This is a genomic window from Klebsiella sp. 141240, from assembly GCF_050600805.1.
In the GTDB taxonomy this organism is placed as follows: domain Bacteria; phylum Pseudomonadota; class Gammaproteobacteria; order Enterobacterales; family Enterobacteriaceae; genus Klebsiella; species Klebsiella aerogenes.
In genome coordinates, this window is the sequence record NZ_JAQIRK010000005.1 from 135063 (window position 1) to 157524 (window position 22462).

Annotated in this window: 17 protein-coding genes and 1 pseudogene; 5 read left to right on the plus strand and 13 right to left on the minus strand. The window is 54.3% G+C overall.

Features of this window, described 5'->3' with window-relative positions; genetic code table 11:
* Nucleotides 1-54: 54 nt before the first annotated feature.
* On the minus strand, nucleotides 55-969 hold the full coding sequence (lpxP, locus tag PGQ95_RS11540) for a kdo(2)-lipid IV(A) palmitoleoyltransferase (protein ID WP_087859314.1): 915 nt from the start codon (nucleotides 967-969) through the stop codon (nucleotides 55-57).
* Between the two features lie 924 nt (nucleotides 970-1893).
* On the opposite strand from lpxP, the gene PGQ95_RS11545 reads away from it, so the two are divergent.
* Nucleotides 1894-3081, plus strand: a complete 1188-nt coding sequence (locus PGQ95_RS11545) for an HD-GYP domain-containing protein (RefSeq protein ID WP_087859313.1) — start codon at nucleotides 1894-1896, stop codon at nucleotides 3079-3081.
* Nucleotides 3082-3155: 74 nt separating this feature from the next.
* Nucleotides 3156-4940: a diguanylate cyclase gene (locus tag PGQ95_RS11550; RefSeq protein ID WP_087859312.1), complete on the plus strand. Its 1785-nt coding sequence runs from the start codon at nucleotides 3156-3158 to the stop codon at nucleotides 4938-4940.
* Between the two features lie 43 nt (nucleotides 4941-4983).
* On the opposite strand, the gene PGQ95_RS11555 is transcribed toward PGQ95_RS11550, so the two are convergent.
* Both PGQ95_RS11555 and PGQ95_RS11560 read right to left on the minus strand, forming a co-directional pair.
* Nucleotides 4984-5412, minus strand: a complete 429-nt coding sequence (locus PGQ95_RS11555; protein ID WP_015705797.1) for a glycine zipper 2TM domain-containing protein — start codon at nucleotides 5410-5412, stop codon at nucleotides 4984-4986.
* Nucleotides 5413-5488: 76 nt separating this feature from the next.
* Nucleotides 5489-5899 carry a Spy/CpxP family protein refolding chaperone gene (locus tag PGQ95_RS11560; protein ID WP_015366126.1) on the minus strand — a complete coding sequence of 137 codons (411 nt, stop codon included), beginning with the start codon at nucleotides 5897-5899 and terminating at the stop codon, nucleotides 5489-5491.
* A 215-nt stretch (nucleotides 5900-6114) separates the two neighbouring features.
* Here PGQ95_RS11560 and PGQ95_RS11565 point away from each other — a divergent pair, with 215 nt between their 5' ends.
* On the plus strand, nucleotides 6115-7143 hold the full coding sequence (locus PGQ95_RS11565; RefSeq protein ID WP_308958764.1) for a diguanylate cyclase domain-containing protein: 1029 nt from the start codon (nucleotides 6115-6117) through the stop codon (nucleotides 7141-7143).
* A gap of 17 nt (nucleotides 7144-7160) precedes the next feature.
* Here PGQ95_RS11565 and PGQ95_RS11570 read toward each other — a convergent pair.
* The 7 genes and pseudogenes from PGQ95_RS11570 to PGQ95_RS11600 form a co-directional block, all read right to left on the minus strand.
* Nucleotides 7161-7289, minus strand: a pseudogene (locus PGQ95_RS11570) (sugar-binding protein); the annotation flags it as partial.
* Nucleotides 7290-7487: 198 nt separating this feature from the next.
* Nucleotides 7488-7913 (minus strand): hypothetical protein, encoded by a 426-nt coding sequence (locus PGQ95_RS11575; RefSeq protein WP_430918142.1) that lies wholly within the window; start codon nucleotides 7911-7913, stop codon nucleotides 7488-7490.
* 227 nt (nucleotides 7914-8140) lie between these two features.
* Nucleotides 8141-8662 (minus strand): SMI1/KNR4 family protein, encoded by a 522-nt coding sequence (locus PGQ95_RS11580; RefSeq protein ID WP_430918144.1) that lies wholly within the window; start codon nucleotides 8660-8662, stop codon nucleotides 8141-8143.
* A gap of 16 nt (nucleotides 8663-8678) precedes the next feature.
* Nucleotides 8679-12779: an RHS repeat-associated core domain-containing protein gene (locus PGQ95_RS11585; protein ID WP_430918146.1), complete on the minus strand. Its 4101-nt coding sequence runs from the start codon at nucleotides 12777-12779 to the stop codon at nucleotides 8679-8681.
* A 10-nt stretch (nucleotides 12780-12789) separates the two neighbouring features.
* On the minus strand, nucleotides 12790-12918 hold the full coding sequence (locus PGQ95_RS11590) for a hypothetical protein (RefSeq protein WP_080961905.1): 129 nt from the start codon (nucleotides 12916-12918) through the stop codon (nucleotides 12790-12792).
* On the minus strand, nucleotides 12915-14468 hold the full coding sequence (locus PGQ95_RS11595; protein WP_430918148.1) for a hypothetical protein: 1554 nt from the start codon (nucleotides 14466-14468) through the stop codon (nucleotides 12915-12917). Before PGQ95_RS11595 ends, PGQ95_RS11590 begins: the two co-directional genes overlap by 4 nt.
* Nucleotides 14469-14480: 12 nt before the next feature.
* Nucleotides 14481-16697 (minus strand): type VI secretion system Vgr family protein, encoded by a 2217-nt coding sequence (locus PGQ95_RS11600; RefSeq protein ID WP_045389741.1) that lies wholly within the window; start codon nucleotides 16695-16697, stop codon nucleotides 14481-14483.
* A 652-nt stretch (nucleotides 16698-17349) separates the two neighbouring features.
* Between PGQ95_RS11600 and PGQ95_RS11605 the strand changes: the two genes are divergently transcribed.
* Together PGQ95_RS11605 and PGQ95_RS11610 are read left to right on the plus strand one after the other, a co-directional pair.
* Nucleotides 17350-17769, plus strand: coding sequence for a translesion error-prone DNA polymerase V autoproteolytic subunit (locus PGQ95_RS11605; RefSeq protein WP_015705808.1), 420 nt, complete (start codon nucleotides 17350-17352; stop codon nucleotides 17767-17769).
* Between the two features lie 2 nt (nucleotides 17770-17771).
* Nucleotides 17772-19037, plus strand: a complete 1266-nt coding sequence (locus PGQ95_RS11610; protein ID WP_316424338.1) for a Y-family DNA polymerase — start codon at nucleotides 17772-17774, stop codon at nucleotides 19035-19037.
* A 94-nt stretch (nucleotides 19038-19131) separates the two neighbouring features.
* On the opposite strand, the gene tssJ is transcribed toward PGQ95_RS11610, so the two are convergent.
* The 3 genes from tssJ to tssF are packed head-to-tail and all read right to left on the minus strand — an operon-like array spanning nucleotide 19132 to nucleotide 22458.
* A complete protein-coding gene (gene tssJ, locus PGQ95_RS11615; RefSeq protein WP_045413530.1) occupies nucleotides 19132-19671 on the minus strand; it encodes a type VI secretion system lipoprotein TssJ in 540 nt (179 codons plus the stop codon).
* Nucleotides 19649-20734 (minus strand): type VI secretion system baseplate subunit TssG, encoded by a 1086-nt coding sequence (gene tssG / locus PGQ95_RS11620; RefSeq protein WP_430918152.1) that lies wholly within the window; start codon nucleotides 20732-20734, stop codon nucleotides 19649-19651. Before tssG ends, tssJ begins: the two co-directional genes overlap by 23 nt.
* The gene (gene tssF, locus PGQ95_RS11625) at nucleotides 20698-22458 is read right to left on the minus strand and encodes a type VI secretion system baseplate subunit TssF (RefSeq protein ID WP_430918154.1); all 1761 of its coding nucleotides are present in this window, start codon (nucleotides 22456-22458) and stop codon (nucleotides 20698-20700) included. The genes tssG and tssF overlap by 37 nt, the downstream gene beginning before the upstream one ends.
* Nucleotides 22459-22462: the final 4 nt, after the last annotated feature.

Here is a 22462-nt window from a genome sequence, read left to right on the forward strand (position 1 = left end):
GCTCACGTTAACGCAACTGCGGTCATTTTGAAAGCGTGGAGCGCAACTGTGGTACTAATATACCGAAGTTTCGCCAAGCGGGCGGGTTTTGAACCGGCGATGCACCCACAGGTACTGCTCCGGCGCACGCAGAATTTCGCGTTCAATGACCTTGTTGATATAGCTGGCGGCAATCTGTTTATCTTCGCCGGGATAATCATTCATAACTTCACTGATATGCAGGCTGTAGCCTTTACGATCCAGCTTGCGCACCATACTGATACTCAGCATTTTCGAACCGGAGAGGCGCGACAACACCCAAGTACCATTAGTCGTCGCCGCCTGTGGTACCGAGAAGAACGGCGCAAAAACGCTGCCCTTCGGGCCGTAATCCTGATCCGGCGCAAACCACACCGCCTCACCGGATTTCAACGCATGTACCAGCCCGGAGAGATTACGACGGTCGATCATCGCTTTATTCGAGCGCAGACGAGCGCGAGTCTGCACCCACTCCATAAGCGGGCTATTGTGCGGGCGATACGTCGCCATCATCGGACGACACAAGCCCATTGCGCGACCACCCAGCTCCAGTGACATAAAGTGAATGCCAACAACCATCACGCCTTTATCGGCGCTAAGCGCAGCGTTCAGATTAGCGATGCCTTCGACGTCAAACCATTTTTTAACGCGTTCATCGCTCCAGAACCACGCCATACCCGTTTCGATAAGCCCCATGCCGAGGGACATAAAGTTCTCTTCCAGCAGCTTTTCGCGGGCAGCGCTGGACATTTCCGGGAAGCACAGCTCAATGTTACGCCGGGCGATGTGTTCCCGACGTTTCAGAAAGCGACGCGATAGCCGCCCTGCGCTGGTGCCGAGCGTATGTAACACGGGATAAGGGAGTTGGACGATTAACCAAAGAATGGCCAGGCCAAACCAGGTCACCCAATAACGGGGAAGCAATAGATGTTTTTTAAAGGCGCAAGACATGGTTTTTCCTGTAAACATTAAAATATAGGGTAACGCTTAAGGAAAAAACGAGTCCCTTCATCCGTCATTAGGCGATACAGCAAGTCAGACAATAGTAATCCTGGTAAATTCACGGCAGCAAGAAAAAATTACACTTAACGCTAAAATACATAATAGATTCACAGATGTTACAAATTGTAAAGCAGAATTGAGGTCCGCTCATTCATATTCACACTGATAATCATTTTCGCGCTAATGATTTTTTCTGATATAGGAATGGACTTAAACTGCCATCTGGCGATTTTACAAGCGTGGATTCACGCAGGCCGCTACTGACGCTGCCTCCCAGCGCATCAAGCCCCGAACAGTAACGACCAAAAAACATACATACCTCAAATGCGTTCAATACAAACAATCACTGTAGATAATAATATTCACATACCGTGCTGGCCGATTAAAATGTTAGTAATTAATAAATATAAATAAGAACAGGATTATTTATGCTTACTGATAAATACTGACAAAAGTATAGCGTTGCAGCTAGTAGTCACGTTCGCAGGAATATCGACCTCATCCCCCGTGATTACTCTTCGATGCACTCCAGGCAATAAAGCGGCATTGCCGATGCCATCTCACAAAATTGAGACTGACAAAACATTATCGCGGATTTGGGCATTGTCCAGTCCGCGTTTACCGTCTCCTGAAAGGTGATGTAAAAGCCATCACTCCTCACCGCAACTAGATATGAATCAAACTGTGAAGTGATTCATCATGTGATTACCAGAATGAAAGCGACTATGTGAGCTAAAATGAATTGTTTACGGAGCGTGGATGAAGCCTCAGTTATGCGTCGCTTCACTCGCGCCGCGTCCGGGAGGCATTTGAGCGCACTTTCGGATGCCACAGGATTAACGGCAACAGCGGATTGCATGGACGGAGAAAAAAATGCGTATTGCCTTAAAGTCGGCTTTAATGCTGATCACGCGCGTTATTAATGCCATCAACCCGAGGCTGGATCTGCATTTACAGCGCACGGCGCTGATAAGCTACAAATTATCACTGGCGTTGGATCTTCCAGCGCCCCAGCAAAAAACCGTTTTTCTGGCCGCGCTGCTGCATGATATCGGCGTACTGGGCGATAAGCGGCGCATTGACTCACTGAATGCGATAGATAACCTTTATGACCCACACCAAATCCGCGGCGTACAGATGCTTGCCGGCCTGGATACTTTTACTCTTATCAGCCCCATTATTGGCGATCACCACTTTAGCCCTACTCGCAAAGGTAATCTGGAGCAACATATCGTCTATTTTGCGGACTGCTTTGAACGGCTCCTTCCTACGCAAGGCGTCGTTGCCCCGGACCAACAAAAAGCGCTCATCGCCCGCTTTGTCGATGACTATCGCGATATCGATCCGCCACTGTGCGATACCCTGTGTGAACTGGCGCAACACCCTACCTTCTGGCGCCATATGCAAGCAGAACATATTCAGCGGCTGCTGGAAATTGTGGGACCGATTAATGACGTATTTATTGACATCGATGGTCTGAAAGATATTTGTTTGCTGATCGCGAAAATTGTCGATACTTACAGTAGTTTCACCGCCAGCCACAGCATTATGGTTGGCGAAATTTCTTATGCCCTCGCCGTCTATATGAATTTACCGCCGCTGGTATGCCGCAAAATTGAAATTGCCGGCTATTTGCATGATATCGGCAAAATATATATTCCACTGGCGATCCTCGAAAAACAGGCTGAACTTAGCGATGACGAAGCGCTATTGATCCGCGAACATAGCTATATGACCGGTGAAATATTACGAGATTTCACCGATCTGGCGGAAATCATCGATTGGGCCGCTAATCACCATGAAAAACTCGATGGCAGCGGCTATCCACTTCATTTAAATCATCGTTATTTACACCTTCCAGACAGAATTATCGCCGTTGCGGACATCTTTACCGCGCTCGTTGAGGATCGCCCTTATCGGCTCGGAATGCCGTATCAAGAGGCGTTACATCTTATCGAAGCTGATGTTATAAATGGCGCTCTGGATAACGATGTGTATCTTGTTTTGCGCCAGCATGCCCAGGCGCTACATCACCTCGTCACCCGCATACCGCGCCTTTGAATCTTCTGATTGGCGGCGTGGTTCTATAATAAAAATACGAATCGCTCATTCATCTGCCTGCAAGGAAATACTCGGTGAGAATCGCGACCATGACTAACTGGGCCTACGGGATCACCGTAGGGCTGACCATTGCATCCGGTATTGCGATGCTAATGGCTTCCGGCGCCGATCGCGCTGAACGCCAGGCAGTACAACAACGGGATACGTTCGTTCGTCTTGCCGATGAGATAGAAAGCGACGCGTGGGAGCTTTCAGACCTCGCGCGACTGTACGTCATCGAAAAACAACCAGAGACGCTGCAACAGTATCGTCAGCAGATCCAAACTCTCAAATCAATTGAAAATCGGTTGCTTAAACTAAAAGACATTGGCGCCAGCCAGCAGGAGCTGGCGCTGTTGCGCGACGGTCTGCGTATTGCCGATGAATTACAAGATGAACAGCAGACCGCCATCGATCGCGTCGCTCACGGCGAAGAGAAAGAGGCTATTTTGCAGGTTTACGGTAAGCCTTATGAGCAGGAGTTGGAGCGTGTGCAAACGCAAATCGATCATTTCCGCCTGCTGCTGGAAGGCCGAACGAACAACGCCATGCAGCAAGCGACTGAAAAATCGCGCCTCTGGCGGACGCTTTCGGAAGCGATGGTTGGCCTGACCGCCTTGATGTTTTTATTTGTTCTCGGCTTTATTCTCAAACGCCGGGTGCTCACCCCTGTGGTACGACTCAGCGATGTGGTACAACGTCTGGCATCGCAGGATTATGCCGTCGAACCACCGCACTTCAAACAGATCGATGAAATTGGCGATATGGCGCAGGCGATCCGCATCTTTCGCGAAAATGGCCTTGCCCGCCAGCGCCTTGAACAACAACGCGATGCCGACTGGGCCGTTCGTGAACTGCTGGCGCGCATGACTCAACGCTTGCAGGGATGTGAGTCATTTGAGGATGTGGTGAAGGTCGCTGAACTTTTCGCCCCCAATATCGCGCCTGACGTTCCTGGCCGGCTGTATATTCTGGATACCGATCCCTGGCAGATGCGCTGCGTCGCGCAGTGGCTTTCGCCACCTGACGAGGAGGCCGTGTTTTATCCCGATAACTGCTGGGCAGTACGCCGAGGCCTCAGCCATCCGCCGGTTAACGGCGAACCGGACATCGCCTGCTATCATCTGCCGCAAGAATGCAACGAGCAATCATTATGCGTTCCACTGATCGCGCAGGGTGAAGCCATTGGCCTGCTCTCTTTCCGTAATGTCACCAGTGAGACAGCCCCTTCCCGCGCCTATCTTGAACTCATGGCGGAAGCGCTGGGTCTGGCGTTGTCCAATCAGCGTCTGCGCAACGCTCTGCTGGAAAAAGCGTTGTTTGATTCTCTGACCGGGTTGCGAAACCGCCATCATCTTGAGGAAGCGCTGCATACGCAGATGAATCTCGCGGTACGCAACAACAGCCCGCTGAGCTGCCTGATGATTGATATCGATCACTTTAAGGCGGTTAACGATAATTACGGCCATGAGGCGGGCGATCTGGTGATTAAAAACGTCGCGGCGATCATCCAGCGCGCGGTTCGCGATATTGGCATGGCATTCCGCTATGGCGGCGAAGAGTTTTTGGTGCTGCTTTCCGGCAGCGATGAGGCCAGAGCGGAAACCTGCGCGACTGAAATCTACAACAACGTGAGAAATATGACCCTACGCTGCGGGCTGACGGATATAGGCCAGGTGAATGTCTCTATTGGTATCGCCAGCTATCCGCAACACGCACAAAGCGACAGCCTGCTACGTGCCGCAGATGCCGCATTGTATCGGGCGAAAGAGCTGGGACGCTCGCGAATTATCCGCTTTGATATGCTGAAATCGGCATAACATGTCACCCCAAACGGGAGTGTATCCGCTCCCGTTTGGCGCATTACACCGATTTGTCCACCCGGGTATCATTTCCCGACGTCAGGATGCGCACCTTATCTCCCTTATTGAAGATAAGCCGACCGTCGTAACCCTGTAGCACCTGTATCACCTGACCGCTACTGGTTTTGATTAACAGTTCGACCTGCTGAGCGCCCTGCTGCCGATCCTGGTGATAGCGAGAGGCGCCAGCACCGGCCAGAGCGCCTGCGGCGGTCATCGCCGTCTGCCCTTTGCCGTTGCCGAACTGATGGCCGACCACGCCGCCCAGCGTTCCTGCCGCCAGCGTGCGAAGCGGCTGGCGCTGATGCGGAGTGCTAATAATATGGCTTTCCTGTACGACGCCATAATCAACCAACGTTTTAGTCCCGGCGACGCCAGCCTGGCTAAACAACGCGGCCATTCCCAGCGCAATAAAGAGAAACTTCTTCATGATGACACCCTTGTCTTTTCATTGCGGAAAGTCAACTATCAATGCTCCGCCGGGCTGCGGAGCATTAGGACATCGCTTAGTTGAGTGCCTGCTGCAGATCTTTTTTTACCTGCTCGCGCTGTTCAGCCGTCAGCACCTGATTAATGCCGAAGTAATATTTCACGCGGTAATAACGCGTCTGCTGATCCAATTGCGCAAAAGCGGCTAGCTGCTGTTTTACTTTCGCATCGTCCCATTTACCGGACTGAATTACGTCAACCAGCGCGCCATCCTGGTAACCACCAATTTTGATATTTTTGAGGTTTGTTTCCAGCTCCTGACGCAGGGCCTGAATTTTGCTGACCTGATCGTTGCTCAGCTTGAGATGTTGCACCACCGGGTCCTGGGATAACGGCGGCACTTCGGCTGTCGTCGCGGCCTGAGCGGCGACGGAAAGACCCGCAGTCATCACTACGGCGGCCAGGGTGTTACGCAAGAAAGTATTCACGATAAATTGTCCTTAATACGCTTTATAAAGAGTGCGGATTATTACCTCCGAAATATGATCCATCTGTAACTAAGCGTTAAATTTAAATCTGGACAAATTTACAATAGATTTTATTTAATAGATAAAATAGCTGAGATGTCAGCAGCCGATCTTTTTTTAACTACACTTATTGTTAAATTGGCTGAATATTCTCTTCGACCCATCAGGAACGCCTTATGCCACCACGTAGCGCCAGCGATCTGTACGCCGAAATGAAAAATATGTCCGTAGAGGAGCGTATTCGCTTTTTCTCGCTTTCGCTTGCGGAAATGCATCGTGAGCTGCAGGAAAGCATCAGCGAGATTGAGTCGATGCAGCGAGCGCTGGCCGAAAGCGAGGAGAACCATCGGCAGCTGGTTGAAACCGCACAAGATGCGGTGATTACCATCAATCATGCCGGCGTGGTGATTAACTGGAACCAGGCTGCGGAAAGAATGTTCGGCTGGTCCGCAGGGGAGGCAATCGGCAACAACCTGGGCGAGATGATCGTGCCGGAAGAGTTTCGCGAGCAGCACGCACGTGGTTTAATGCGCTTTCAGGCGGCTCAGCCGTCGAATATTCTTAATCGAACTATTGAAATTACCGCCCTGCATCGTACTAAAGGCAAGTTCCCTATCGAGCTGTCGATCTGGCCGCATCAACAATCAGGCAAGCAGATTTTCTCCGCGTTTATTCGCGATATCACCGACCGTAAACAGCGGGAGCAGGTGGTCTGGCTGCACGCCAACTTCGACGCGCTGACCGGATTGCCAAACCGCAGGCTGTTGGTAAATCGCCTTGAACTGGCGATTACGCAGGCCATCGCCAATGAGACAGAAGTAGCGCTGCTCTTTATCGATCTCGACCGCTTTAAGCCGGTGAATGACGTTTACGGCCACGCCGTGGGTGACGAACTGCTGCGGCTAGTGGCGTTCCGTCTACAAAGCGTTTTACGAGAAGGTGATACGGTGGCCCGCCTCGGCGGCGATGAGTTTATCGCCCTGCTCCCCGGTTTAAAGGCAAACGATCCGCTCCCCCGACAAACGGCGGAAAAAATCAGCAATGCGTTGACTCAGTCATTTTTGATCCACGAGCATGTTATTACGATTTCCGGCAGCATCGGCATTGCGCTTTTCCCTCACGATGCCGCAGATGCCGATACATTGCTGAACAGTGCGGATAAAGCGATGTACAGTAGTAAGAAGGGGACGCCGCGAGAGAGGTAAGTGAGATTAGACAGCCGTTCAGCGTCAAAATACTGGCCCTGAAAACGCAGCGGATTGCTGATACGATCGGCGTAGACCTCCCCTTTTTCTCCCCATACGCCCGTCTTCTCAGACCACACTATCTCGCCCTGCAATGGCGTCAGGCGGTGCTGCCGGCTGCCAGTATCAAAAATACCCTGTGCCGCCGGCTGGAATCTTTTTTCCCGACATTATTCCATTTGGTAAAAGGGCTTTCGCATTGCAAAAACCACACAGTAGCGTGGATTCTTATCATTTAAAGAAATAGTTCTTACTCTCGCTAAAAAATAAACTCTCTCATTTTCGATTACTTTATAAAATTTCCACTATGCCCTTTTATTTAAAAAAAACTCAAGGTACTTCTTAGGTCTGCCTTTAAATGCTCTCTCTTTTCCATAGCTATAAGCATCGTTAAAATATTTGTAAGCTTCATCAAATTGTTCTAGCTCATAACAAACCATACCCAGATCGATCGATGGCGCTGTATCTATCTCCGACCCTCTCGTTTGCAACGTCATTTCGCCCCATTTTTTTGCCTCATTGTAATCACCAAGGTCAAAATAAGCGCTGAATATATTTGCGGAAATCCAGTTAGCAACTTGCCATTCTGGTTTTGGTTCAGGCAAAATACTCCAGGCTTTTTCATATTGCTCTAACGCCTGTGCATATTTTTTGTCATCATGCAACTCATTTCCTTTTTCAACAAAGAAGTTAACTCTGGATTCAATTCTTGGATTTTCGAGTTCTTTCATAGTGCAATACTCCTTTACTGGAAATACTGATATTTTTCTTCTGGGCCAATAAAATCTCCAGAATGTTTATATCTGTCAGGAAGCAAGGCTCCCTAAATCTTATGATCCCATTTATTAATTTTTAATACTTGACATTATAGATGTGCAATCCAATTTATTATTAAACCCTGCATGATAATTAACCATGCAGGGTATTAAAGTAGTACATCCTTAAATTAAGAGTATCATTACAATCCCGTAGATAACTTCATTCCTTTATTGACTGTTAGATTCATTATACTTCCAAAAAAATCTGAAAAGGTTTTATTTATAAGATAAAGATGATTTAAATCATCATCATCACTAATATCATAGCTTTGTTTATTATCCTCAGCATGTAGGCAAGTCCGGTCCCAGTAATAAACTCCGGCCAAATTATTTTTAGTTATCAGGACATAGCCATTGTCACTTGGATCCATGCCAATTATTAGTGCACCATCAATAAACGATATTTCATCTAGTAACTCTTCATTAATTTCAACTATATCAAAATTACTATTACTAGTCTTATAACCAAGAAGCACATCGAATGAAATAAAATCATTATCAACTTTGTCGAATGGTAGATCGCAATAGTCAGGTGCCACCATTCTATATCCATTGTATTTTTTTAAAAAATCTTTGTAATCATCAGGAAAAGCAACAGAGAAATGTCCCTCCAGATAACTAATATCTTGTTTATCAATACTTAATCCAGTCAAAATAGGCATTCTATAACTCCTGATATTATTGACAGTTGCTTTTTATTTTAGATACACCGCCTCTATGGGTGAACCGGCGATGAATATTTTTGGGCACTTCCTGCATTGTGATGCCATTTTGATGATGATGCCACGTATTAAGATCATAATTCGCCTGGCCTTTTGGCGCTAATGCATCTGCTTTACCAAAATCTCCTCCAGGTGACTTACTATGATCTCCCCTTAAGTCTGGAACATTAACACTCTGCCTTTCATATGGTGTAAAATCTGGAAACCCTTCTGGATAGCGAACAACATTGCCAGCACTATCTTGGTATACCCAAACTTTGCTTTCAACTTCTTGCCAAACCGTTCCCCCTTTATTAAGCCACTTGCTTATATCAGGTGAGTTTAACGGTTTTCCAGTCAGCCCCCACGGATCCACCCATCCCAGCGGGTTCGGCGCATACTGATAAACATTCAGCCCGCCGGCTAATCCAATCGGATCCTGACTAATAAATCCCGCAATTTCAGGATCATAGTAACGATGTCGATTATAGTGCAGCCCCGTTTCAGCGTCAAAATACTGTCCCTGGAAACGCAGCGGGTTGCTGATACGATCGGCGTAGACCTCCCCTTTCTCTCCCCATACGCCCGTCTTCTCCGACCACACTATCTCGCCCTGTAATGACGTCAGGCGGACCGGCGCGCCGTTCGGGTCACAATGATAGTGCCAGCTCTCCTTCCTGCCCGCTTCCTGCGTCAGCAGCGCCAGCGGCTGAAAACTTCCCGGATAGTACACGTACTCGCGCATACTGCTGAACAGCGTTTCCTGCGCTTTCTGCCGCTGCAGCCGGCTGCCGGTATCAAAAATGCTCTGTGCCGCCAGCGGTTCGCAGGTGATAGTGACCGTTTCCCCCGCCAGCGCGTCGCCCTGCCAGTAGAACCAGCGCGTCTCTTCCGCCGTCTGCTTGAACACCCGGCGCCCCAGCCCGTCATAGCCGTAACGCACCAGCCGCTCACCCTTGCGCACCGCCACCAGTTGGCGGTTATCGTCCCAGCTGAAATCCTCTTTCTCGCCGTTATGCCGGACATCGCGCCGCTGTCGCAGCTCGCCCGCGCGATCGAATACATAACGCACCCCGCGCTGCTGCCCCTCGCGGAACCAGCCCCCGGCGCTCTCATTCACCGCCCGGGTCTGCGTTTGCAGGTGGCTGCCCGCCGCATCCTGCACAAACTGCCGCAGCGTACCGTCCGGCGCGGTATGGGCCGTCAAGCGCCCCACCGGATCGTAAGCGTAACGATCGCTGCCCCACAGGCTGTCATTGCGCCGGGTCAGGTTACCCAGCCTATCCCAGCTGAAGCCGCTAGCGAACAGCGGTAAATCATTCTGCAACACCTGCTGCGACGTCAGCTGGCCGAGCCGGTCGTAGGTGAAATGACGCGTCACCTCCGCCGACAGCTGCTCGCTGACCCGCCGCCCGGCCTCATCGTAACCCAGCACGATCGGCGCATCATCATTCAGCTGGATCTGGCTCAGCCGGTCATACTCATCCATGGCGTAACGCACCTGATGACCGCTGTCGCTGCGCCGGGAGACCAGCAGGCCGCGCTCGTTATAGCCATAATGCAGCTGAAAACCGTCCTGCTCCTCCAGCAGCACCCGCCCGGCGTCATCATAGCGCCACGCCAGCCGCCGCCACGGATTCTCACACAGCACCATCCGCCCGCAGGGATCGTAATGATACTTCGCCTGCAGGGTATCGCCGCTGCGCCGCTCGCTTAGCCGCCCGCCGCGGTCGTAACCGTAGCGCACCAGCCGCCCCAGCGGATCCTCACGGCTGATCAGCCGGTTGCCTTTATCCCAGCCATAACGGGTTACCTGTCCCCAGTAATCGGTCTCCGCGGCGATGCGCCCCAGCGCGTCGCGGTCCAGCTGCCAGCGCTGACCGTTCTGGTTGATCACCGCCAGCAGGCGATCTTCCAGGTCGTACTGATAGCCAAGCGTTGCGCCATCCGGCGTCTCGCAGGCGGCCAGCATTCCGGTGCGGTTATAACGAAAACGGGTTATCTGGCCGGCTTCATCGGTGAAGTGAAGCGGTGAATCTTCCCGGTCGTAAGCGACGCTAATTTCGCCACCCTGCGGATTGACCATCGCCACCAGCCGATCCTTGCTGTCCCAGTGGAAACGGCTGCTGCCGCCGCCGGCGTCAATACGCTCCAGCAGCGTGCCGCGCGCGGAATGCCGCAGTTGAGTGGTTCCCGCGCCGGCCTGGCTCAGCGCCTGCAAAAAACCAAACCGATCATAGCGATAGCGACTCTGCCCGGAACCCGGCACGTCCGCCGCGCTCAGCTGCCCGTACTCATCATACTGATAGCGCGAGGTGACGCCGGTAGGGTCCGTTCCCGCCAGCAGGTTGCCGCGTTCGTCATAGTCCGAACGCCAGCAGGCGCCTTTCTCATCAATCAGCGCCAGCACATCGCCGTCTTCATTGTAGGCCGCCTGAATCTGGCTATCGTCCGGCAGATGTTCGGCGATCATTCGCCCCTGTTCATCATACTCCCAACGACGCGTGCTGCCGTCCGGCTCAATGAGTTCGACGGTGCGGCCAAAATCATCGTAGTGGAAGACGGTATTGCCGCCGGTCGGATCGATCTCCGAAACCGGCAGGCCGTTATCATCAAAGCTGACAGACGTTACATGGCCGTTGGAATCGGTGATTTCCACTTCGTTGAGCAAGTCGTGCCAGGCGAAATGGTAATCCCATACGCCGCCGTCGCCCCAGGCGTGGACCACCCGCCACTCGTCATTGAACTGGTAGTGGAAGCCCTGGCCGTTACGGTCGACATGGCTGGTCATATGGCGCTGTTGATAGTAGAAGCGCCGCGGATGCGAAAGCGCATCGATCTCCGCGCTCAACTGATTATCGCTATCGTATTCATAGCGGGTCAGCGGCGTGATCTCGTCATCCAGCGCGTTGCGCAGGCGTAGCGCCCGCAGGCGGCCATCCTGCCAGGTGACGAGGATCTCCCTGCCGCTCATGCCGCGCGTGCTGAACTCGCGAATACGCTCAAGTTCGCGCCCCTGCCAGTCGAACTGCCAGCCGTTACCGTTACGGTCCGCCAGCCGGTAAATCGCCAGCGGCCCGCGCTTACCGCGAAACTGCAGTCGCGCGCTCCCTTCCTGCTCAACATGCCAGAAGCATTCGCCATTGCGGGTTTCCCGCCACAGGCGGCTGCCGTCCGGCAGGCCGACAATACTCTGATCGCGGCCGTCAGACTGCGGCAACGCCGCAAACAGCGTCATCCCTTCCGGCTGAGTCAGCACCGCGACGCCTTCATCGGCCAGTATTTCAAGGCGGGTGTCCGCCGGGGTTGACCAGCCGTAACCGCACAGCCCTTCTTCATCGAGATCCGCCGACGAGTAGCTTCGCGTCCACGCCAGCGGCAGGCGTCCGGGTAACAGAAAATCCTCATGCTCCAGGCTCACGCTACCGTCGCGGATATCAACCGGTTCAGCGCGTAGCACCCGACATTTCAGGACGCCGGGATCCATGTTGCGAAACAGCTTCTGGCGCAGCTTTTTAAACCGCCGCATAAACAGCCGCCACTGCGGCGTTTTTTTAACTTTCTTCAACCCCTTGCCCAACCCGCTTAACCCGGCGCGCATCAGCAGCGCCATCAGGTTGATGGTTGGCGGCCCGCCGACAATCACATTGTTGGGAATCGCGAGGTTAAACGTCAGCGGCAGCGTCAGCGAGAGCGGCTTTGGTTTACTCAGCCGCTTCAGGCGGAACGGCGGCACCATTCCGAGGATGTTACAGCTCAGTACCGGCATGCCGATGCGGGAAAACGGCTCGCCGTCGACGGCGACGGTTTTACTGCCCATAAACAGCTCGTCTTCCATCTGCGGGCCGCCAGGCGCGCGCAGCGGCGGCACCCACACCCCGCCGACCGGGATATGTACCGCAATACCGCCGGTCCCCGCGCTGGCGCGTTTGATGCTGTTGACGTGCACGGTAGTCCCCAGCAGCGGCAGATAATCAAACACGTCGAAAACGATGCCAATATGCGGCGTCGGCAGCGGCCAGGGATAAGTATGGATATCCAGGCCAAGCTGCGGGTCGAAGTGAGCGCCGGAATGCATCAGACGCGCCTCAGAACATGGCGCGCAGCAGCGCGCGCAGGAAGGTACGCACTTCGGTGGCGAAACCGCCGTCCGAGAAGCTTAAAAACAGGATTGCCAGCAGCGTCACGGCAACAATAATAATAATCCGGGTCTTCATAGCGGGTTGCTCCCTGCAGTTTCAGTGGATGATGCATCGGTATTTCCCCAGGCTGGCAGGCTTTGCCATTCACCCGGCGGGGCATCAAAGGGGTGGGCGATCTCCGGCAGGCCGTTCCAGTGCGGATGCAGCGTCTCCCGCGCCAGGCGGATCACGCGGCGAAAGCTGTCATCGCCGCCGCGGATCAGTTTTTCCCGCGCTTCGCGGATCAGCGCGAACGCGGCTTCCAGCTGTAGCTGTAACTGCCGGTCCACGCGTTTTACCTGTTCGACGGCGGGTTCCCGCGGCAAGCGGTCTTCCGCCTGCTGGATTAAGCGCTGTTTTTCGCTTTGCCAGCGCGTCGCGCAGGCCTCAAGCGCTTCGGTCCGTCGTTTATCATGGATGCGCAGCAGATCCTGAAATGCCAGCGGCAGCGTAGTCTGGGCGCGCTCCTGGCGTGGGATCGGCTCCGCCGCCTGGATAGCGTGGGCATACTCCTCCATCGCTTTTGCCCGGTGCCCGGCGAGGTTGAGACAAAAACCGGACATCCGCCAGCCTTCCACGGCAAATACCGGGTGTGGAATGGTTTGCGCTTCGCCCGCCGCCCGGCGATAGCCTTTCGCCGCCTGGAGATACTCTTTTCGTGCGAACCAGGCGCCAGCCTCGCCAAAAGTGCTTTGGGTACGCAATTGCCCTTTAAGCGCCGGGTCGGCAATTTCGCCGCTGATGTTTTGCGCCTGGCGGTAGTGATCGACGGCCCGTTGATGATCGTTACCTTTCAGCCAACCGCCGGCGATCAGGTTATGCATCATCGCCTGCTGCTCGGCCCAACCGCAGCGCTGGGCGACGCCGAGCGCCATGCCGCCGCGCGCGGCCACCTGCGCGGCGCTGCCTTTTTCCAGCAGCAGCATGGCGTCAGCCAGATAGCGGCGAAACAGCAGGCGATCGGGATTCGGATCGCTCTGTCCACGCGCGGTTTGATGCATCACTTTCATACTGTCGACGTCATCGGTCAGCAGCCGTACCCTGCGCGGATGCGCCTCATACAACGGCTGCCAGATCGGTTGCTCAAGGGTGTCGATAAGTAACAGTCTGGCGTTGCACGCCTCCTGCGCCAGCCAGCCGTTCAACCAGCGGTTCAACGCCTTTTCATCGCTGACGGCGGAGGGTTTCAGCACCAACACCAGATAACGTAAATCGTCATGAAATGTCGTCGCAAAATCCTGCAGCAACTGCCGCAACTGCGCCGGACTATAGGTCGGAAGAAAGCGTTCGGCATCCCATATGTCGGCATCCGGCGTCGCTTCGTAGTGTTCCACAAACTCGCGCCCGAGCGCGTCGCTGTAGCCATAGCCGGTCTCAAACGGCGTGGTTAGCCCCAGCAGCAGATCCGGCAGCGAGCGCCCTTCAGGGTGCTGCTGCAACGCGATAAAACCATCAAGCAGCGACTCGCCGCCGGCAGGCGCCCGCCAGATAAATAAGCGGATCTGCTCCGCCTGCTCGCTGGCGTCCAGCCAGCTAAGTTCAAGCTCGATCATTACTTTTTCGGTCGGATTCTTCGCCGCGTTCATTCCCTTTCCCTGTCAGGCATTGAGCTCAATCTTTTTACCATTCACCATCACGCCGGCGGCGTTAATGGTGATCGTCGACCCGCCAGCGGTAATCTCCACGCTGCCGTTGCTTATCAGAATGCCGCTTTCGCCCACGTTGATATGTACGGTATCGGTAGCGCTGTCGGTTACGCTCCCTTGCGTAAAGCGGGTATCACCGCCGGTGATGCTCAGGGTACGCCCGGCGCCGATCGTCACCTCTTGCTTACTGGTGATGGTCTGCGTTTGCTTACCGGTCACGGAAATATCGTGATTGCCGGTCACTCCCAGCGTCTGATTGCCGGTGACCTGCACGTTACGGTTCTGCTGGACGCTGACGCTTTCGTTACCCTGCACCTGGCGGGTGCGATCCTGTACGACCGTCAGTGACTGCTTGCCTTCGACGGTCGCGGTATGGTCGCTTTTCACCGTGGTGGTATGGTTGCCGCTGATGGTTTCATCGCGGTTCTGCTCAACGCTTAGGGTCTCATTCCCCTTCACGCTTTCGGTACGGTTCTGCTCAACGGTGGTGGTTTCATTACCATTGATGGTTTTGCTGCGATCTTTGCCGACGGTAACGCTTTCATTGCCATCCACCGTGCGGGTGCGGTTCTGTTTGATATGGCTGGTTTCGTCTTTGCCGACGGTTTTGGTGCGGTTATTGCCGACATCATGGGTCTCGTCGTTTTCGACTTCAGTGTCCATGTTGCGCTCAGCGTGCAGCCAGAGCTGCTCTTCGCCGGGTTTATCTTCAAAACGCAGGGCGTTGGCATTGTCCGGCGAACCATCCTTTGAGCGGCTCATAAAGCCCATTTGCGTGGCTGCCGCCGGTAGCGCCCACGGCGGCATACTGGCTTCGTTATAGACGCGGCCAATGACAATCGGCCGGTCCGGCTCGCCGTTAATAAAGTCCACCACCACTTCATCACCGACGCGTGGGATCTGCACCCCGCCGTAACCCTGGCCGGCCCAGGCGCTGGAAACGCGCACCCAACAGGAGCTATTTTCATCGCCCTGGCTTTCGCGGTCCCAGTGGAATTTCACCTTAATCCGGCCATATTTATCGGTCCAGATCGATTCTCCTTTCGGCCCTACCACGCGAGCGGTTTGCGGCCCGTAGGTGCGCGGCCAGTCGGTCCTTGACGCGGGGACAAATGGCGTCGCGGCGGGAATAACGGTGAATGCGATGCGGTGCTGCGCGGTATTTCCGCCGCCGGAGGCATACTGATTCTCTTCAAAATCATAGCGGGCGCCCACCACCAGCCATTTAGCATTATCAGCCATGTTAGGCGCATGCGTCAGGGTAAACGTGTGTCCCGGGACGATACCAGTCGCGGTGGCGATACCCTGAGTTTGCTGCTGTTCGGCCTGCCAGGACTGCTGACGAATACGGGCGTAGGCTTCGCCGTCGCCGTGCTCCATAAAGCGCCCCGGCCAGTCGTAAACGTCGATTTTGCCCGGTGTCGGCGAGACCGGATTCTGCAGCGTTTGCAGCATCCAGGCGTGGGGCTTGCGAAAATCATAGTCATCGGTGCTGTAAAGCCCCGGCGTGACGACGTGGCTCGCCATCAGCTGGCTGATGCCCTCTTCGCCGACCGCGCCGCCGCCCGGCTGCGCATGCCAGGGAATAGTTTCATAACCGGGGAAGGATTCAGCCTGCTGATAGTCATCCATCAGCACCAGGGTATGGCCGTCTTTATCGTGGCGGAACAGATAGCTAATACCTTCCAGCTCCAGCAAACGGCTGATGAAATGGAAGCTGCTTTCCGCATACTGTACACAATAATCCCACTGCCGGTAGCTACGCGTAAGTTTGTCCTCAAACTTAACGTTATGCTCGCTAAACAGTTTGGCCACGATATCCGGCACCCGCTGCTGCTGGAAAATACGGAAGTTGCGGTCGCGCATCATCGGCCAGAAATCGGGTTCCAGCGTGGTCTGATAGACGGCGTAGCGCGTCTCGCCAAGATCTTCGGCGCGCACGGTTACGGCGGTGATTTTGCCGGAAAGATAACGCTCCTGTCCCCATTGGCCGGGAACCGCCACCGTCATGTTTTTGCCGAGCATGGCCTGACGGTCGATAGCAAAATCCTGGCTGAGTAAATCGACCTGAAAGTGGAAAGGTTCGGACAGTTTCTCCTGCCCGCTGAATTTCCAGAATAATAACGAGGAGCTGTCGACAGATGACAGGATCGATATCCGATTAACCATATGGATTCCTTTATGGTGCAGGCAGTCGCGGGGCTAATTCCTTAAGATTGATAAATTATCCTGAATATTTATCAGAAGTCATCTCTCTGCCCGAGATTTCACCCAGGAATACTCTTAATTATTCAACTCTGTGCTTTTGTTCATCTTTATACCGTCATTATTAGTAGTGGAGCTTTCTTAACAGGCGTTAATTACTGGTTTGACTTATTAGAAACGGTAATGAGGTAAGTCTGAAAATAGTCTCCTGGCGCGAAGAAATATGTTTAAACCGGCCCGGACGCTTTAAAATAACCGCGGCTGCGAACTGCCATCACAGCCATTTGCTCACCGGCCTGCTCTTGCATACGGTCGGCCGGTGAGCAATCCCTGCGCGTTAATCGCGCAGACATCCCCTGCCTCGTTAATATCGGATCCTTTACCTCAGTCATATTCAGATTGTTTTTATAGAAAATCGTCACGCTATTTTCGCCAGCTAAACGGCCAGTCGCTAATATTAGCGATGAGATAATCTATTGTTTATCAATCGGCTTCAGGCATAACCCCCCCGCCTGCCGGGCGCTGGCGCAAGTTTTGATAAGGTACGACCCTCTTGATCTCTGCCATCGATCTACAATACTGTATATAAATACAGTAAAGATAATCGGTGATCATCATGCAGTTTTTCACACTAACCGAGCTACGCCAGATCGTGGCATTACCTCTGTTCAGCGATCTTGTTCCCTGCGGTTTTCCTAGCCCCGCGCAGGATTATGTTGAACGGCGTATCGACCTGAATGAACTGCTGATTCAGCATCCAGGCGCCACCTACTTTGTGAAATCAAGCGGTGACTCAATGATTGGCGCTGGCATTGGCGATGGTGATTTACTGGTGGTGGATAGCTCCCGCAAGGCTGTCCATGGCAGCATCGTTATTGCCGCAGTGGATGGAGAATTCACGGTTAAGCGCCTCCAGTTACATCCTGTTGTCATGCTCAAACCTGATAATCCCGCCTACCAGCCGATTATGCCAGGCAGTGAAGAGTGTCTGGAAATTTTTGGCGTGGTGACCTACATCGTGAAATCGGCGGGCTGATCGTGTTTGCCCTGTGTGATGTGAACTCGTTCTATGCTTCCTGTGAAACCGTCTTTCGCCCGGACTTACGCGGCCGCCCGGTGGTTGTTTTGTCCAATAATGACGGTTGTGTGATTTCACGTTCTGCGGAAGCCAAACCGTTTGTGAAAATGGGTGAACCGTACTTTAAACAAAAAGATATCTTCAGGCATTATGGCGTGGTTTGCTTCAGTAGCAACTATGAACTCTACGCCGATATGTCCAACCGGGTAATGACAACGCTTGAAGAGATGTCGCCTCGCTGTGAAAAATACTCCATTGATGAAGTTTTTTGCGATCTTACCGGTGTTCGTAACTGCCGCGTTCTTACCGAGTTTGGACATGAGCTCAGAGCCACGGTGCGGCAACGCACGCACCTGACGGTGGGCGTCGGAATAGCCCAGACAAAAACGCTGGCTAAACTGGCGAATCATGCGGCAAAACGCTGGCAACAGCAGACAGGAGGCGTGGTTGACCTGTCGAATGCGGAGCGGCAAAGAAAATTGATGGCGGCGCTACCGGTGGAAGAGGTTTGGGGAGTGGGTCGACGCATCGCGAAGAGGCTTGAAACGATGGGGATCCGGACGGTATTGCAGCTGGCTGACACGGATATCCGATTCATCAGAAAACACTTTAATGTCGTACTGGAAAGAACCGTCCGTGAATTACGCGGCGAGCCCTGCCTCGAGCTGGAAGAGTTTGTCCCGGTAAAGCAAGAGATTATCTGTTCCCGTTCGTTCGGCCATCGCATCACCGAGTACGAAGAAATGCGCCAGGCCATCTGTAGTTACGCCTCCCGGGCTGCAGAGAAACTTCGTCAGGAACATCAATACTGCCGGTTTATCTCCGTCTTTGTAAAAACGTCGCCCTTCGCGCCTGACGAACGGTATTACGCCAATAATGCCTCGGTGGCCCTGCTTACCCCAACGCAGGACAGCAGGGATATTATCGCCGCCGCGACGCGTTGTCTGGATGCCATCTGGCAAAGTGGCTGCCGGTTCCAGAAAGCCGGGGTGATGCTGGGCGATTTTTATAGCCAGGGCGTCGCGCAACTTAATCTGTTTGACGAAAATGCGCCGCGAAAAAATAGCCAAAAACTGATGGAGGTGCTGGACCGCCTGAATGCTGAGGACGGACGTGGAACGCTTTACTTCGCCGGCCAGGGTATCCAGCAACCGTGGCAGATGAAGCGGGAAATGCTCTCCCCGCGATACACTACCCGATATAGCGATCTGCCCACGGTTAAATGATTCCCCGACAGGCCAAACCTTAAATAAAATCAGGTTTGGCCATCATGGCGTCCGTCAGGTTATTTATTGAATATAAAATTGCGCAGCGCGTTTCTCACTTGTCCTTCCGCGGTTGCAGAACAAGTTGATGATGGCTGGCCTCAATGACGCGCGCGCGGTCCGGGTCAAGATCCTCACGGGCAAGCACCAGCTTCCAGTCGTTTTTCGTCAGATCCGGCGCCCGGAACAGCGCCACCACGGCAACATACTGCGCCTGTTCATCCAGCGGCATGGTGAGACTCATCTCCGTTCCCGGTTTGAGCACCAGGCTGCGGCTGGCCAGTTGGTCGTCTTTTAATATCTCCTCCCCCTCCGCCGCCAGCTGCTGGTAAACCGTCTTATCGAAAGTCTTGCGATCTTTCAGCACATAGACCCGTACCATCACCGGCTGGGAGGCGCTGTTATCCTCGCGGTTATCGGTGTTTAACGCATTGCGCGCGCTAAAATCCAAACGCAGCGTTTTCACCTGGCGATAAAATACTGACTTTACGGCGGACGAAGCGCCGTCGCTGATTTTCTGTGTTAGCCCGCAACCCGCCAGCATGAACGGTAGAAGAATCAGTGCGGATAGTTTAAGCGAAGTGATATGCAACACGTTGGTTTCCTTGTGATAATGGTGCAAGCGGCATGCCGCGGTAGCCGCCCAGTTCCGTGGTAAACGTGGCCGGTAAATCCGGCGGAACCGCGTCCCCCTCCATGCCCAGAACGCCGGTGATGCCGAGCATAAACGGCGTTTCGCCAAGTACCGGCGCGGGTAACAGCGGCGTGGGAAGCGTTAAGGTGATTTTGGCCTTATAGCGCCAGCCGAGATAAACCCGCAGCAGAACCAAAAAGTCCGCATAGATTTGCCCTTCCGGCATCCAGCCTGCGGCCTCGGCGATATCATCGGTATACAGCGCGATCAGCAACTGGCTGGCAATCTCGGTCGTTTCATCGCCCAGCACCGTGTAGCCATCAAGCAGGAAATCGTTATCGCCGTAAAAACCCAGCGGCTGCGCCGGGTACACCGTCCGTGGGCAGTGCGGCGACGCTTCCGCCCGCGTATGGGGCGCCAACAAGCGTACCAGCGCCTGAATTCCCTCTTCGGTACGCGCGGGCAGGCGCATCACGCTGAGTAATGCCAGAAAGCGAGATACCGGCGCGGCAATATGCTGAGCGGTACCGGGAATGCCCAGCCCGATCAGCCCCAGCAGGCTCTGCGAAGTACGGTCGCAACCGCCGTCTTCAAAGGTTGCCGGATACGAGTATTTGCGCCAGATGCGATAAAACTGGCTCAGAATGCGGTGGTTAAAAATATCGAGAAATGCTTCCTGCGCCTCATGCCCTTCTCTTTGCTGCGCAATATCATCCAGCCAGGCGGTAGGCAACGGTGAATCGACACCGTATAGCCCCATAAAGGTGGTGCGCAGCGTCGGCGGCGCGTCGGGATGCGCCTCATCATACTCCACCGCTTTGAGTTCGCTGACCGGAAAACCCATCCCCGGATGCGGACGAAAGCGTATCGGATCATCCGCCGGGTTCAGCGTGCTGCCTAATGCCGGCGCGCCAGGTCGCGATTTTTCCAGTAGCTGGCAGAAACGGTAAAAGTTGATGCGCTGAATATCCCGCTCAAGCCGCGGGCTCAGCCGGGAATGCGGCGTTTGTGGTTCTCCTGCCATTCGAGACGCTCTCCGGTAGGTTGCAGTATCAAAATCAGACGATTAAACAGGTGGATATCGGTGTACAGGGCAAAGAAGCGGTTGAGCATCTCGCCAAACAGGCAGATGTCGCCGTGCCCGGCGAAGCCGTTACCGTCGAGCGTCACCTCTATCTGCACGCCGCGTAGAAAATGCCCCTCGGCAAAACGCTCCACCTCACAGTGGCTCACGTCGACGATCGCCTGCAGGCGACGGCGGTTCATTTCGTTGTCCGTCCAGTCATACAACGCCAGCGCGCCGCGCAACACCTCGGCGTTATCCATCATCCACAGGAAGCTGCTGCCGAGATGGCTCAGCACCCGCCAGTGAAAACGGTCGCGATCCGGTGGATAACACGGCAACGTCGGCGCGCTGAGATTGCGCACCTGGAGTCGCGACGTCGTGGATTTGACCACCGTGTCCAGCAGCGTGCTTTGCAGCGCCCGCCGCGGCAGCTGGCCGTTGGTGCCGATCAGGCTCAATGACAGGGTTTCATTCTGCGGCACGCGATGCTGGTCAAACGCCTCGCCGCCCAGCGTCAGCCAGGTATCATGCAGCCCGGACGGGCCACGTTTAACGCGCGTGTGGTAATAATATTCCGGCGCATCATGGCGCAACATGCCGCCTTTGTGGCGAAAACTGGTAAACGGCACATACGCCTGGGTGCCGGAAAGGCGGGAAGAGGTGACGGACTCCACCGAATAGATTTCGGTGTGCCCATCCTGGACGCGCATGGGGCGCAGCAGATACTCACTTTGTAGTGAATCCAGATGCAGCGGGTCCGACTCCAGCGGAAACAGGTTAATAACCGGGCTGCAGTGTAAGCGCAGATGTTTCTCTGACAACGCGTATTCCTGCGGCCACGGTTTATCCAGCACGACCTCGATCTCAAACCATCCCGGCGCATCAGGAAACGTCATATTCTCCAGCCCGCACAGCGCGACCGACATAAACTTTTCACGAAAGCTGAAATACTCCAGCAGCAACTGGTAGCCGCTGAACCCGCCGCTTTGAGGCAGCAGCGCCTCATCGCTGCCAAACCCGCAGACGGCAAAATGGGCCGCCAGCGGCCTGCTATCGGCCTCCCCCGCCAGACGTATGCCGATGTGCGCCACATTCAGCGTCAGCGCTTCATGCAGCACGCAGGCCAACGGCGCATCGGCGTTCAGATACAACGGAATACGGCTCAGGTCGAGCGCCCGCCAGTCCACCAGCGCGCTACAGTCAAAACGCAGACAAATCGCCTGGCGGCCATCTGCCAGCGTCCTGACGTTGGCGCGGGAGAGCGCGAGCGGCTGTAAGGTTAGCGGCTGGGTCGTGGTGTAACGGCAGCGGGTGCCCGTCTCGCCGATGGGCCGGGAGATCACTTCCGTTCCCTTCTTCAGCCGCTGCGGCTCTTTCATCTCCCGCCAGTCGACGCTGAATTCCACCATCGCCAATGACGGAATAGTACGGAGATAATGCGGCCAAATCATACTCACCAGCCCGCCGGTCAGCTCCGGCAGGTCGTCGTCGAGCTTTTCGCGCAGCCGCCCCATCAGGAAAGCAAAACCTTCGAACAGGCGCTCAACATAGGGATCGCGGGCGCCGGCTTTATCGAGGTTTAACGCCGCGGCGCGATCGGGATGGGCGCGGGCAAACTCCTCGCCAGCTTCGCGCAGGTAGCGCATTTCAGCGTCAAAATAACGCAGAGTTAAATCGTCCATGGAA

What these genes read in the sequence shown, in the direction of transcription:
- PGQ95_RS11580 (WP_430918144.1), bottom strand. Translation starts at nt 8,662, where the DNA reads ATGCCTATTTTGACTGGATTAAGTATTGATAAACAAGATATTAGTTAT.
- tssG (WP_430918152.1), bottom strand. Translation starts at nt 20,734, where the DNA reads ATGGCAGGAGAACCACAAACGCCGCATTCCCGGCTGAGCCCGCGGCTT.
- PGQ95_RS11545 (WP_087859313.1), top strand. Translation starts at nt 1,894, where the DNA reads ATGCGTATTGCCTTAAAGTCGGCTTTAATGCTGATCACGCGCGTTATT.
- tssF (WP_430918154.1), bottom strand. Translation starts at nt 22,458, where the DNA reads ATGGACGATTTAACTCTGCGTTATTTTGACGCTGAAATGCGCTACCTG.
- PGQ95_RS11595 (WP_430918148.1), bottom strand. Translation starts at nt 14,468, where the DNA reads ATGAACGCGGCGAAGAATCCGACCGAAAAAGTAATGATCGAGCTTGAA.
- lpxP (WP_087859314.1), bottom strand. Translation starts at nt 969, where the DNA reads ATGTCTTGCGCCTTTAAAAAACATCTATTGCTTCCCCGTTATTGGGTG.
- PGQ95_RS11555 (WP_015705797.1), bottom strand. Translation starts at nt 5,412, where the DNA reads ATGAAGAAGTTTCTCTTTATTGCGCTGGGAATGGCCGCGTTGTTTAGC.
- PGQ95_RS11565 (WP_308958764.1), top strand. Translation starts at nt 6,115, where the DNA reads ATGCCACCACGTAGCGCCAGCGATCTGTACGCCGAAATGAAAAATATG.
- PGQ95_RS11605 (WP_015705808.1), top strand. Translation starts at nt 17,350, where the DNA reads ATGCAGTTTTTCACACTAACCGAGCTACGCCAGATCGTGGCATTACCT.
- PGQ95_RS11575 (WP_430918142.1), bottom strand. Translation starts at nt 7,913, where the DNA reads ATGAAAGAACTCGAAAATCCAAGAATTGAATCCAGAGTTAACTTCTTT.
- PGQ95_RS11585 (WP_430918146.1), bottom strand. Translation starts at nt 12,779, where the DNA reads ATGCATTCCGGCGCTCACTTCGACCCGCAGCTTGGCCTGGATATCCAT.
- PGQ95_RS11600 (WP_045389741.1), bottom strand. Translation starts at nt 16,697, where the DNA reads ATGGTTAATCGGATATCGATCCTGTCATCTGTCGACAGCTCCTCGTTA.
- PGQ95_RS11590 (WP_080961905.1), bottom strand. Translation starts at nt 12,918, where the DNA reads ATGAAGACCCGGATTATTATTATTGTTGCCGTGACGCTGCTGGCAATC.